Origin of the sequence: Rhizobium sp. L43 (assembly GCF_002531725.1) — a bacterium.
In the GTDB taxonomy this organism is placed as follows: Bacteria; Pseudomonadota; Alphaproteobacteria; order Rhizobiales; family Rhizobiaceae; genus Rhizobium.
Map to the genome: position 1 here is coordinate 19,558 of NZ_NWSQ01000008.1, position 12,606 is coordinate 32,163.

Annotated in this window: 10 protein-coding genes; 5 read left to right on the top strand and 5 right to left on the bottom strand. The window is 61.1% G+C overall.

From position 1 onward, the window contains the following. Positions 1 to 10: 10 nt before the first annotated feature. From repB to CO667_RS12070, 4 genes are all read right to left on the bottom strand, one after another. On the bottom strand, positions 11 to 1,012 hold the full coding sequence (gene repB / locus CO667_RS12055) for a plasmid partitioning protein RepB (protein WP_097618591.1): 1,002 nt from the start codon (positions 1,010 to 1,012) through the stop codon (positions 11 to 13). Between the two features lie 3 nt (positions 1,013 to 1,015). Next, complete coding sequence (gene repA / locus CO667_RS12060; RefSeq protein ID WP_097618592.1) at positions 1,016 to 2,209, bottom strand: plasmid partitioning protein RepA; 1,194 nt, start codon at positions 2,207 to 2,209, stop codon at positions 1,016 to 1,018. Between the two features lie 278 nt (positions 2,210 to 2,487). Continuing rightward, the gene (locus CO667_RS12065) at positions 2,488 to 3,756 is read right to left on the bottom strand and encodes a hypothetical protein (protein ID WP_245433127.1); all 1,269 of its coding nucleotides are present in this window, start codon (positions 3,754 to 3,756) and stop codon (positions 2,488 to 2,490) included. Positions 3,757 to 3,926: 170 nt separating this feature from the next. After that, complete coding sequence (locus tag CO667_RS12070) at positions 3,927 to 4,679, bottom strand: NAD(P)H-binding protein (protein ID WP_097618593.1); 753 nt, start codon at positions 4,677 to 4,679, stop codon at positions 3,927 to 3,929. Between the two features lie 343 nt (positions 4,680 to 5,022). On the opposite strand from CO667_RS12070, the gene CO667_RS12075 reads away from it, so the two are divergent. The 5 genes from CO667_RS12075 to CO667_RS12095 all read left to right on the top strand — a co-directional run bounded on the left by CO667_RS12075 (position 5,023) and on the right by CO667_RS12095 (position 10,919). Continuing rightward, positions 5,023 to 8,661 (top strand): PAS domain-containing protein, encoded by a 3,639-nt coding sequence (locus CO667_RS12075; protein ID WP_097618594.1) that lies wholly within the window; start codon positions 5,023 to 5,025, stop codon positions 8,659 to 8,661. Then, entirely contained in the window at positions 8,658 to 9,299 is a 642-nt protein-coding gene (locus tag CO667_RS12080; RefSeq protein WP_097618595.1) for a response regulator, read from the top strand. Before CO667_RS12075 ends, CO667_RS12080 begins: the two co-directional genes overlap by 4 nt. 2 nt (positions 9,300 to 9,301) lie before the next feature. Further along, positions 9,302 to 9,679: a response regulator gene (locus CO667_RS12085; RefSeq protein WP_097618596.1), complete on the top strand. Its 378-nt coding sequence runs from the start codon at positions 9,302 to 9,304 to the stop codon at positions 9,677 to 9,679. A gap of 1 nt (position 9,680) precedes the next feature. Continuing rightward, positions 9,681 to 10,373, top strand: coding sequence for a response regulator transcription factor (locus tag CO667_RS12090; RefSeq protein WP_097618597.1), 693 nt, complete (start codon positions 9,681 to 9,683; stop codon positions 10,371 to 10,373). Positions 10,374 to 10,565: 192 nt separating this feature from the next. After that, a complete protein-coding gene (locus CO667_RS12095; protein WP_097618598.1) occupies positions 10,566 to 10,919 on the top strand; it encodes a metalloregulator ArsR/SmtB family transcription factor in 354 nt (117 codons plus the stop codon). 491 nt (positions 10,920 to 11,410) lie between these two features. On the opposite strand, the gene CO667_RS12100 is transcribed toward CO667_RS12095, so the two are convergent. Further along, positions 11,411 to 12,598 (bottom strand): galactarate dehydratase, encoded by a 1,188-nt coding sequence (locus CO667_RS12100; protein WP_097618781.1) that lies wholly within the window; start codon positions 12,596 to 12,598, stop codon positions 11,411 to 11,413. Positions 12,599 to 12,606 lie beyond the last annotated feature (8 nt).

Genomic DNA, 12,606 nt, shown 5'->3' on the forward strand with positions numbered 1-12,606 from the left:
CTTTTGCGCGCTACGCTCCTCTGTCCTTGTTGAACTCCTGGAACAGGCCCTTCAGCCTTTCCTGGACGAATTGATCGAAACCGGGTGCGCTCTTGCCGTCGAACACGAAAGTTGCACCGGATGCTGTCTTCTTGATCATGACAGGCACGCCGCTGACCTCGGTTTTCTCTATCGCCGGCTTCGGCGCCGCCGTATTCTTCGTTGCCAGAACGAGTGCCCGCTGAAACCGCTCGTCGCTCGATATTTTGCGCGCGTCGTCCGCGGACAACTCGGCGATGATTTTCTCGATATCGGTGCCGTCCAGCCGCTCGCCCAGTTCCAACCACCGCCGGCGGCCGATATCGGGCGCCGCACCGATGGCGTTGATGAGATCAAGGGGGACCTGTCGTATGACGATCAGCATTCTCGACAGCGCCGCCTTATCGACGCCGAGGGCAGCCATGATGACATCGCGGCCGAAGCTGCGTTCTTCGAGCCTCGATGCGAAGAGCGCACGCTCGATATAGGAAAGATTGGTTCGGGCGCTGTTTTCCTGCCCCTGGCTGACGACCAACTGACCGTCGGTGAGATCGCGGACGACCGCACGCACCCTGATGCCGATCTCTCTCGTGGCCGCCAGGCGACGATGACCATAGGCAACCTGATAGCGTCCCCTGGTTTCGGGATGCGGACGGACGAGGATCGGAACCTGCTGCCCATGCTCGCGGATCTGCTCGACAAGCTGTGCAAGTTCGGCCGCGTCGATCGCCAATCGATCGCTGACGAAGGAAGCGTCGATCAGGCCCGGATCGAGCTCGACGATGGTCTGGCCGGCGGCGAGCTGCCGTTCCAGTTCACTCGCCCGCTCCATTTTCTCGGTAATGTTGCCAAGCGTCTTGGTAATGCCGCCGACCGGTGCGGCACTGCGCTCCTGCGGCACGAATCCGGCGATCGGACGATTGTCGCGCGGTGCGACTGTTTCCACCCTTGCCGGGCTCGGAGCGGAGATTTCGATGAGGTTCTTCCGCGCCATCGATTATTTCCTTCCCCACGTCGAACGAATATGCGCTTCGATCTCGCTATTCACCAGGTTGAGGGACTCGAGAGCCCGGTCATAGGTTCCGCGTGTGAACTGCGACCGCTCGACCTCGTAGAGGGTCTGTTTGGTGACGCCGGCGTCGGCGACCGCCGTCGATTTCACCATGGCATTGTGCAGCATGCGATTGCCGAAGATCGCCCGCATGAAGCCGGTCATCTGGCTCTGCGGCCCGTCGTTCGGCTCGAACCGGGTCACGAGATAACGCATCCAGTCATAGCTGGTGCGACCGCCGGCCTTCTCGACGACCGACATCAGCTCGCTGGTCATCGTCAGGAACTGCGACATCGACATGACGTCAAGCATCTGCGGGTGAACCGTGATCAGGACCGAGGTCGCCGCACAGAGCGCCGACATCGTCAGGAAACCCAGCTGCGGCGGGCAGTCGATGACGACGACGTCGTAAAGGCTTTCGATCTCCGTCAGCACCTCGCCGATGCGAGCAAAGAACATCGTCTCCGCCGTGCCCGACGCCATCGCTTTCGGTGTCTCGTGCTCGAACTCCATCAGCTCGAGATTGCCCGGAATGAGATGCAGATTGGGTGTATAGGTGGCGCGCACGATATCGGCGATGGGGCGCGGATCCTCATATCGGATCGCGCCGTAGATCGTCTCGCCCTCGCCAACGTCGAATTCCGGCTGATGGCCGAACAAGGCCGACAGGGAGGCCTGCGGATCGAGGTCGACGGCGAGCACGCGGTAGCCTCTCAGCGCCATGAACTGCGCCAGATGGGCCGCGGTGGTGGTCTTGCCCGAGCCGCCCTTGAAATTCATGACGGAGACGATCTGGAGCTTTTCCCCCGGCCTGCGGGCCGGCACATATTTCGGCGTCCCGTTTCGCTCGTCGAGGACCCGGCGAATCCGGTCCATATCCGTGGCACTGTAAAGCCGCCGTCCGTTGGCCAGCGGATCGGGCCCATGGCCGTCGGCGGCCACCTGGCGGAGATAACCTTCGCCGATGCCGATGAAGGCTGCAGCTTCCGCCGGCGAAAATGTTCTGATCGTCTTTTGCGACAGCGGGGGGAAGATTTTTGCCTGATGCTGCTGAAGCTGATAGGACAACTCCTTCGCATCCGTTGCCAGAAGCGACGGGAGATGCTCTTGATCGTCTTGAAGAGCAAGACTCGGCTGCATGATCTTTTTCCCAAATAACTGCGCAATTTTGAACGAAAGCGCTTCAGTTGCGCAGTTACTATATGCCGCGATTCGTGACCGAATTACAAATGCTTAACCAAAAGGCAGGTCGAGGGAGGCGAAACGAGCGCGGCAAGCCGGCGGTTTCCAGGTCCGATCGCCGGGTGATTCGCGCCCGCCCGAAGCGCTGGCGAGCAAGGCCTATGCCTTCGTTATGCACATGAAATTCATTGAATTTTTTGCGACGCCGCCGGCGGGCCGGAAAGGCCTCGACCTGACTATTCTCCGTCATCTCTCAGGTAGTTGTTTCCGTTGATCACCAGGAGCCCGTCGGAGCTTTTGTCGGGTTCGAATATGCTCATGCTTTCCGTCTTGCCGCTCTGATCGGTCAGGTCGAGACGGTAGCCGGAAAGCGTGTAACGGCCGCTGGCGCCCGGCCGGCTGCCTGACGTGGTGACGCCGGATTGCGATCCGTCGATATCATTCGTCATCGAGGCGCCGGACCAGCCGGTCCGTTCGAAAGTGCCGTTTTTGTGCAGCGTCAGCGTATGGCTGGAGGCGACCGATCCGGATGAGGTCGCGGTCATACCGCTCGAGGCGAAGCTATAGACCCATTCGCCGTCAAGCGTCGCGCCCTCGTCAAAAGGCGGCACGGCCCGATAGTCTGCGTCTGAAATCACCAGGTCTTTTCCCTTTTCCGCGAATGATTTCGTCTCGATCTCGATCGTGCCGTACGGAGAGGTGACGCTGCGCATTTCGATCGACCGGGCAGATGAGAAGAGGCCGCCGCCGGCAAGTTTGTAGAGGCCGCAATCGGTGGGGGTTTCCTTGCAATGTTCGGCGATCGTCCGGCCGCCCTTCGGCAGTTCCGTGCTGAACAGGCCCTTCGGGTCGAACATGCTGATCTGGCTGTCGGAATAGAAATCCATGCCGCCGAAGACATTCGGCCGGATGCCGGTATCGAGATGGGTGAAGACGCCGTCGAGTCCGCCGTCGCGGCCGGCCGGCACAAGATCGAAATCCTTATCGGAAGGATCGAGCTTCACCGATCGCACGAGCGCCTCGAAATCGGCTTCGGCGCTTTTGCTTCTATCGCCGTTTAGGTTCAAGAGCACGAGCTGCAGATAGGCCTGCTGCTTGTCGCCGGCGATGCCGACGACAATCTGGCTGATGCCGACATTGTTCTGATGGACGCAGCAGCGTTCCTCCACGCGGATGTCGTGGCCATTCACGGTGACCCCGTAATGTTTGATCAGGGTATCTTCCTTCGCTATCTCGGGCAGCGTCGCGACGAAGGTCTTCATGCCGGCCGGAAGCGAGTTGCGCGCAGCCAAGAGCGGTTTTGTGATCTGGATTAGGGCGCTGCCGCGCTTGTCGTCCTCGGTTTCCGGAAAGTCCTTCTGCAGCATGAAGAGATTGCCCTTGCCGGCCTTCCGCCAGCCGGAGGCAGGCTCGGGCAGGCTCACCGTCAGGCCGCCGATATCGGCGGGCGCTGCCAATGCCTGGGAGCAGGAGAGAAGGCAGAAAAGAGCGAGTGCGAAACCCAAAGCTGATTTGACTTGGCCAATCCGATCGATATGCGCCCCTCCCCTCTTGTTTCCACAACTGCCGACGGGATTTGGAGCCGCGCGCAACCATTTCAACCCTGAGCTTTCATGAAGGTTTTTTGAAAGGCGATTAGGCAACGCAACCCCCGGCGAAACGCCGGTCGGCCGAACTAATCCGCCATCGATTGGTAGAGCCATTCGGAGAGCTTCTCGGACGCCACCCGCGCGCCGGTGCCCGGAAGCAGTGCATCATCGGTCAATTCGACACCGAAATACGACGTGGACGGATCCGTTATCACCTGCCGCTCGTCTTCGTTTGCGGCGAGATAGATCCGTGCGACTTCATCGACACCGAACTGTTCGGGGCCACCGATCTCGACGATGCCGCCCAAAGGCGTCGAGACGGTCAATTCGGCCAGGAAGGCCGCGACGTCTCCGGCTGCGACCGGTCTCATCAAGGCTGGCGGCAATCGAAAGACATCGCCTTGCGCACCAATGTCGATCAATCCGCTGATGAACTCGTAAAACTGCGTGGAGCGGAGGAGCGTATAGGGGCGATTTGACGCCCGGATAAGATTTTCCTGCACCATTTTCGCGCGAAAATAGTCGCTTTCCACGAGCAGGGGCGTGCCGACGACGGAAAGAGCGAGATAATGCCCGACACCGGCTGCAGCGGCAGCCGCAAGCAAATTCTTCGTCGATGCCTTGAAGAAATCCAGTGCAGCGCTGTCGCCGAAGGATGCGGCGTTGGTCACATCAACGACGATGTCGGTTCCAGCCATGGCCGCTTCGAGACCCCTGCCGGTCACCGTATCGACGCCGAGTGACAAGGATGCCGCCATTACCTCGTGGCCTGACCGGCGCAGGCTTTCGCTGAGCCGCGTTCCGATGAGACCGCTTGCTCCCACCACAGTTATTTTCATGCCAGCATCCTCGCGAACGATTGGATCGACAATGACCGGAAGGCCAAAAACCTTCCATCATACGTGGGGGTGGCGACCCTAGCCGTAGGTATAGCCGAGCAGACCCAAGGTTTAGGATGGCTCACCCGCGAACCGAACAGGTCTTCCCGCCTCACTCGCACTGAAGATCCGGCGGGCGGACGCAGCGCTACCTCTCCGCGCAATGTATGGATTTCCATGAGTTGCGGCTGTGGTGCGGCGGGATTACGGTTCGAACATGAACGCGCCGGCCCCGACATCGAAAACGAGTACGACGTCAAATGCTGGCGATCCCCGGCCTTTGTCTGCCCGACAGGAGCGGTTGATGATCAGCGTCTGGTCGCACCGCCCCCGCGCCCTGTATCTGGGGCTTTTCATCATCGCCTATGTGCTCGCCTGCGGCTTCGCCCAGTCGCTCGCGATCGTGCCGGGAACGGGTATTTCCATCTGGCCTCCGGGCGGACTTTTCATCGCGACGCTCATCCTCGCCTCCAGGCGCAGCTGGCCGTGGTGGATACTGGCGGGCTGCCTGGCCGAGCTGTTCAGCAATGCGCTGTGGTTTTACAGTCCGCTGCCCGCGGCCTTTCTGATCTATGTCGGCAACGCTCTTGAAGCGGTGGTCGCGGCATGGTTGGTCAATCGGGCCTTGAAGCGCCCGGCCCAGCTGGAAACATTGCAGGAGGTTCTTGCATTCGTCGTGCTCGGGGCCGGAATTGCGCCAATCGTGGGCGCGACGGTGGGAAGTGCGACGCTCGCGTGGTTCGGCATACAATCGCAATCCTTCGTGACGGCCTGGCCTCTCTGGTGGATCGGCGACGCGACCGGTGTCCTGATCGTCGCGCCGCTGGCGCTCACCGTCTTCCACAACTGGCGCGACAAGACCCGGCTTACGGCGGCGCAATGGCTGGAAGCCTGCGTCCTTGGGATGATTTTTCTCGGTGTCGCCGCTCTTTCGCTCAGCGGCTACCTGCCTTTCGCCTACATCATCATGCCGCCTCTTCTTTGGGCCGCAGTCCGTTTCGAATTCAAGGGCGCGGCCATATCGCTCGCACTCCTCGCCTTGATCACTGCCGTTTTCACGATCACAGGCGCCGGCCAATTTATCGGCGATCCCGAATCCCAGAAACACAAGCAGATCATGCTGCAGCTTTTTCTGGCCATCTCGGCGTTTTCGGCGCTGATCGTCGCCGCCATATCCAGGCAGCACCAGCTGGCCGTGCTCACATTGCGGCAAAGCGTGGAGACGTTGCGCGAGCGGGAGCAGGAGCTCTCGCAGCTCGTCGACATGGTTCCGAGCCACGTCTGGCGTCTGACACCCCAGGGCGAACCGACCTTCTTCAACAGACGGATGGTCGATTTCCTCGGTCTCGATGTGGCGGATTCGGACAGGCCTGACATGAGCCGGCTGGAAGCGCTCATCGAGACCGTCATTCATCCCGATGATGCCGCCGGCTTCAGGGAGTCGCTCAACCATTGCCTCGCCACCGGTGAGAACTTTGCCATGCGGTATCGGCTGCGCCGCGCCGACGGCATCTATCACTGGATGTCGAGCCGTGCCGAGCCGATGCGGGATCAGACCGGCAATATCGTCCAGTGGTATGGCCTTTGCCACGATATCGACGATCAGGTCCGCGCCGAAGAGGCGGTGCGCCAAAGCGAGCGAGCGCTGCAGCAGATGATCGACGCCGTGCCGGTTCGCGTCTGGAGCGTCGAGCCGACAAGCGGATCGGTCTATTTCAACAAACGCTACCAGGATCATTTCCGCTCCGTCATCGCCAATTTCGACGCTCTCGGCGCGCCGCGCATCGAAGAGCTGCTGCAGCAGCTGATCCATCCCGAAGACGCGCCGGACGTTCAGCGCACGCTGCGGAATTGCTTCGAAAGCGGCGGCGGCACCGCGATGCGGTTTCGCTGGCGCGAAAAGGACGATGTCTACCGCTGGGCGGAATGCAGGGTGGAACCCCGGCGCGATGACGATGGAACGGTTGTGCAATGGTACGGTGTTTCTCTCGACATCGACGAGGAGGTCCGCGCCCTCGAGGCATTACGTGATCGCGAGCGCGAACTCTCGCAGCTCGTCGACATGGTCCCGGTTCATATTGCCCGCATGGCGCCGAACGGCGAGCCGACCTTCTTCAGCAAGCGCACCCTGCAATCCATTGGGTTGAATGACGTCGCAGCCTGGGACAAGCCTGATATCAGCCGGTCGGCGGCCATCATCGGGGCAACCGTGCATCCCGAGGATGGACCTCGGATGAGCGAGGTTCTCGGTCACGCGCTTGCGACCGGCGAGCCCTATACCATACGGTACCGCCGGCGCCGCGCCGATGGCGTATATCGGTGGATGGAAGGTCGCGCAGAGCCGATGCGGGATCAAAATGGGGAGATCGTGCAATGGTACGCGGCTGCGATCGACATCGACGACGAGGTGCGTGCGCAACAGGCCCTGCGTGAGCGGGAACGGGAGCTGTCGCAGCTCGTCGACATCGTGCCGAGCCTTCTCTGGCGCTTGAACGCGGATGGCGAACCGACCTTCTTCAACAAGCGGCTGATCAATTTTCTCGGGCGGGACATTGCAAACACGGATAATCCCGGCACGAACCGGCTGTCCGCCATCATCGAAGCCGCCATTCATCCCGACGATGCGCAGAGCCTTGCCGCGGCGCTGAAGCATTCCTTCGCCACCGGCGAGCGCTTCTCGAAGCAGTATCGCCTGCGGCGCGCCGATGGCGTCTATCGCTGGGTCAAAGGCAGCGCCGAGCCGCTCAGGGACGAGAGCGGGCAAATCATTCAGTGGTACGGTCTCACCCATGACATCGACGATCAATTGCGCATCGAGGAGGAGTTGCGCGAGCGAGAACGCTCGCTCTGGCAGATCGTCGAAACGCTGCCGGCAATGATCGATTGCGCAGCACCCGATGGGGAACCGGTATACCGCAACCCCCAGCTCCGCGACTTCCTCGGATACAAGCTCGAAGAGCTGGATGGAACGGGGAAAACCCGGCTGGACGGCACGCTCGATGCCGGCGTTCATCCCGACGACGTGGCGGGGGTCAAAGAGAATTATGCCCATTCATTGTCCACCGGCGAGCCCTATGCGCGCCGGCATCGTCTGCGGCGCTTCGACGGCGAATATCGCTGGGTCGAGACGCGCGCTGCGCCGATGCGCAATGCCGAAGGCGTCATCGTCCAGTGGAATGTCATCTGCCTCGATATCGACGGAGAGGTTCGGGCGGAGGAGGATCTGCGTCAGGCGCGAGAGGGCCTTGCGCGGGCGAGCCAGGTGGCAAGCCTCGCCGAGCTTTCGGCCTCCATCGCCCACGAGGTGAACCAGCCGCTGGCGGCTGTCGTCGCAAATTCACATGCCTGCCAGCGCTGGCTCCTGGCCGAACCGCCGAACATGGAGCGGGCGCAAAGGACGGTCGAGCGCATCATCCGGGACGCCAACTCGGCCGCCGATGTCGTCAGCCGCATCCGTGCCCTGTTCAAACAATCCGCAGACAGGAGAGCTCATACGGCGCTCTCGGGCGTCGTCAACGAAGCGCGCAACCTCATGGCCGAGGAAGCAGCGCGCCGTCGCGCCCGGATGGAGGTGGAGGTCGATGCCAACCTTCCGCTCATCGCCATCGATCGCGTCCAGATCCAGCAGGTTCTGATCAATCTCATCCGCAACGGCATCGAGGCGATGGACACCATTGCCGGCGACAGGGTGATCGAGATGCGCTTGCGCCACATGGGGAACGCCGTCCAGACCGAAATCAGCGATCGCGGCCAGGGCATCGCGTTTCCCGAGAAGATGTTCGAGCCGTTCTTCACGACGAAGGAAAGTGGCATGGGCATGGGTCTGGCGATCTGCCGTTCGATCGTCGAGCTGCATGGTGGACGATTGTGGGCCGAGAAGAACAATCCGCACGGGGCGACGTTGATCTTTACCTTGCCCATAGAAACGAAGGCGGAGTCATGACAGCCGATGACCATATCGTCTTCATCGTCGATGACGATGAACGTATCCGCGAGGCGCTTGGCGAGCTGCTGGACTCGCACGGCATGCGCGCCATCGCCTTCGAATCGGCCTGCGATTACGTGAGAGCGGACAAGCCTGACGTGGCTGCCTGCCTTATCCTCGATATCGAACTGCCTGACATCAACGGCCTCGATCTGCAGAGCCAGATCGCTGACAGGGACCATCCGCCGATCGTCTTCATCACAGGACATGGCGACATCCCCTCCTCCGTGCGTGCGATCAAGCATGGCGCGGTGGACTTCCTGACCAAACCCTTCAGCGATGCGGACCTCATGGCGGCAATCCACGCGGCGATCGCCGAGGATCGGAAAAAGAGATCGGAACGCGCCGAACTCGACATGCTCAGACGACACTACCTCGACCTGACGCCGCGAGAGCGCGAGGTGCTGCCGCTCGTCGTCAGCGGCCTTCTCAACAAGCAAGCGGCAGCCGAATTGGGGATCAGCGAAGTCACGCTGCAGATCCATAGAAGAAATGTGATGCAGAAAATGGCGGCGGCATCGCTCGCCGATCTCGTCCGGATCGCGGAGAGATTGGAAATACCGATAACCCACTCGCGCCGGGTGGGAGGGAATTGAACATGAACAAGACAAGACACGTCGTGGCAATTGTCGATGACGATCCAAGGTTGCTTGAATCGATGGGCGACCTTCTGGAATCGGCGGGCTATGTGGCCCGCGGCTTCTCGTCGGCGGGCTCGCTGCTCGTCAACGGGCTGTCGGACCTCGACCTGCTCATCACCGATATCGGAATGCCCGGCATCGACGGCTTCGAGCTGCGTGACCTTGTGAGCAAGTCACGCCCGGAGCTGCCGGTATTCCTGATCACGGGGCGCCACGAGATAGCGGATCAGGGCCGCGCTCAAGGCGCGGGCGGATTTTTCCGCAAGCCTTTCGATGCCCAGGCCCTGCTGGCGGCAATCGCCAATGCTTTGCATAAATCGACAGATGGAGGGTAACATGAGAGTTGACCAGCCGTTGCTGCGGAGATCGGCGCCGTTATCATTGCAGTGCAGATGTGAAGAGGTTGAGCCGCTCGTCATTATCGTCGATGACGACGTATCGGTTCGCGAGGCGCTGTCGGAGTTGATCCTGTCGGCGGGTTTCCAATCGGCCAGTTATGCTTCAACCCGCGAACTGCTTGACGCCGATATCCTGGATAGTCCCGGCTGTCTGATCCTCGACGTGCGCATGCCGGGGGCGAGCGGCCTCCATCTGCAGCGTCATCTGGCCGAAAACGGCATTCCCAAGCCGATCATCTTCCTGACAGGCCATGGCGACATCCCGATGACCGTCCAGGCAATGAAGGCCGGCGCCGTGGACTTTCTCACCAAGCCGGTGCGAGACCAGACGCTGCTCGACGCCATCACGGCGGCCATCGCGATGGATGCCGAACGAAGAGCGCAAGCCGCGGTCGCCAAGCGCAATATCGACCGCTTGGAGACGCTGACGCAGCGTGAACGCGAGGTTCTGCATGAGGTGGCGCACGGACGTCTCAACAAGCAGATTGCCTTCGATCTCGGTATCAGTGAAGTGACGGTCAAGCTGCATCGCAGCAATGTCATGCACAAGATGGAGGCCGCCTCGATCGGCGAGCTGATCCGGGCCTGGGAGACATTGCCGGCGCAGATGCGTCAGGCTGGGTCGCGTTAGTTTTAGCCGCGCGCCTGAAGGGGCGAAGGACGCCGGCTGTCCATTTTCATGTGCGCAGTATCCGATTCGCGCCAAAAAACACGATGGGACGCCGGCAAAGGGTTTCGGCGCCGCACCCTTGCGTTATCTCTAAATTAAAGCTCGGGGATATGACCTGGTGCCCGGCTTTGGTTCCCCAAAGGAGATCTCGCCTTGAACAATCCATCGTCAGCCGCACCTTCCCCCGAAACCGACGCCTTCGGCAACGAAGCAAACTTCCTGTCGGCGATGGGAAATGCCAAACGGCTTCACATTCTGCATCTGTTGACCGCAGGAGAAATGTCCGTGACCGTCCTGGCTGACGAAGTGGGATTGAGCCAATCTTCGACGTCCCAGCATTTGGCTATTCTTCGAGAACAGGAACTCGTGCAGACGCGAAGGGCTGCTCAGACGATCTACTATTCACTTCAATCCAGAGCGGCCAGAATGATGCTCGATACGCTCGCCGACATCTTCGGATCGTATCCTCCTACGGCAGTAGAACGTGTCCGAACCGTGGGCACCTGACGTAAAACGGGCAATGTCTTGCCGCTCATGATCGCTTCCAATCCGGCACTGCGACGATCAGGGGCAAGCTTAGCGAGCCATGATTTTGCTTGGTATCATCCGGAAGTATCGAAACGCCTGAGCTTTGGTATCGGGACTGTAGGCATGCAGGCGGCATCCGGCTGATCCCATGCCAATGCGCATTGACGGCACGATGCCATGCCTGCAGTCCTTACGAAGAACCGGCCGGCAGACATAGGCTTTGGTTTGCCGAGCACGGTCCGGCGGTATGACTGGGCGAAGTACGCGGATTCTGGGAGGTTCGGGCCGTGAGCCGTGTTAACCGAACGCGACAGGGATGATGAACACAGGGGTTTTTTCGGTTTCACCCTGTGGCCGACGAATTGGCAGGCGAGCGTCCCACCTGTCCGGCTCCACCTCGCACAGGATCGGCAATAAAGAGCGGCCGCGCCGTCGGCAACGGCCAGCTCGTCATTCGATAGATGTCGCCATCAGGCGAAGGCGTAAGAGCCGTCCGGCCGCTTCGGCACGCGCCGCTGCCAATGGATGTAACCTTCCTCCTGCATCGCCTTCTCGTCCATTTCGACGCCCCAGCCGGGCCGGTCGGGGCGCAGTTCGAGATAGCCGTCCTTCGGCAGATAGGGATCGACGACGTAGCGGGTTTCCCCTTCACGCTTCTCGATTCCGAGACCGCCATAGACATAGGCCTGCCCCTTCGGCAGCCGGTATTCGAGGAAGCGGAAATTCTGCGCCGCAGCCGAAAAATGAACGTTGACGGCCGTCGCAAGCGGCCCCATCGGGTTATGCGGGGCGACGCCGACGAAAAAGGCTTCGGCGAGCGTGGCAATGCGGCGCATTTCGCTGATGCCGCCGACGACGCAGATGTCCGGCTGGATAAGGTCGGCGCCCTTGACCTGCAGCAGCCGCAGGAACTCGTTTCTGTTGTAGAGCGACTCGCCGGTCGCCAGCGTGCAGTTGAGCCCCTGTTTCAGGTCGCCCCAGGCCTCGATGTTCTCCGGACGCAGCGGCTCCTCGAAAAACAGCGGATCATACGGCGCCAGCGCATTACCGAGCTGACGCGCGGCGACCGGCTCGAAAATCTTGGCGTGGGCGTCGAAAGCGATCTCGTATTCGTCGTTGACCGTCTCGCGAAGCGAACGGAAATAATCCGCCGAGGCTTTGACGACATTGCCCCATCGGTTGGAATGCATGTCGATCCGCCAGGGGCTGAGTTTGAAGGCGGTGAACCCCCACCCCTCCTTCAGGCGATCGAATTCGTCGCGGGCCGCCGGCGCATCCGGTGCGGTGTAGACCCCGGCATAGACCTTGATACGGTCGCGCACCTCGCCGCCGAGCAGCTTGTAAACCGGGACGTTCGCCGCCTTGGCCGCAAGATCCCACAGGCAGTGGTCGAGCGCCGAGATCGCGGCAAGGCCGAGCGCGCCCGGCGGGAACCGGCTTTGCTGGATCAGCAGATTGACGAGATACTCGACGCGTGTCGGGTCCTGGCCAGAGATAAATCCGTAGAGATAATCGAGCAGCGGCGGCAGTGCCTTGTCGGGGCCGTGATTGTAGCATTCGCCCCAGCCGGTCAGCCCGTCATCGGTATCGAGCGCGACGATCACGCGCGGACGGTCCTTGTCGCGGGTCATGAAAACCCGCATGCGGTCGATCTTCATCATTCTGT

Excerpts from the sequence above, each read along its gene's own strand:
- repA (WP_097618592.1), bottom strand. The coding sequence starts at position 2,209 with ATGCAGCCGAGTCTTGCTCTTCAAGACGATCAAGAGCATCTCCCGTCG.
- CO667_RS12080 (WP_097618595.1), top strand. The coding sequence starts at position 8,658 with ATGACAGCCGATGACCATATCGTCTTCATCGTCGATGACGATGAACGT.
- repB (WP_097618591.1), bottom strand. The coding sequence starts at position 1,012 with ATGGCGCGGAAGAACCTCATCGAAATCTCCGCTCCGAGCCCGGCAAGG.
- CO667_RS12070 (WP_097618593.1), bottom strand. The coding sequence starts at position 4,679 with ATGAAAATAACTGTGGTGGGAGCAAGCGGTCTCATCGGAACGCGGCTC.
- CO667_RS12085 (WP_097618596.1), top strand. The coding sequence starts at position 9,302 with ATGAACAAGACAAGACACGTCGTGGCAATTGTCGATGACGATCCAAGG.
- CO667_RS12075 (WP_097618594.1), top strand. The coding sequence starts at position 5,023 with ATGATCAGCGTCTGGTCGCACCGCCCCCGCGCCCTGTATCTGGGGCTT.
- CO667_RS12090 (WP_097618597.1), top strand. The coding sequence starts at position 9,681 with ATGAGAGTTGACCAGCCGTTGCTGCGGAGATCGGCGCCGTTATCATTG.
- CO667_RS12100 (WP_097618781.1), bottom strand. The coding sequence starts at position 12,598 with ATGAAGATCGACCGCATGCGGGTTTTCATGACCCGCGACAAGGACCGT.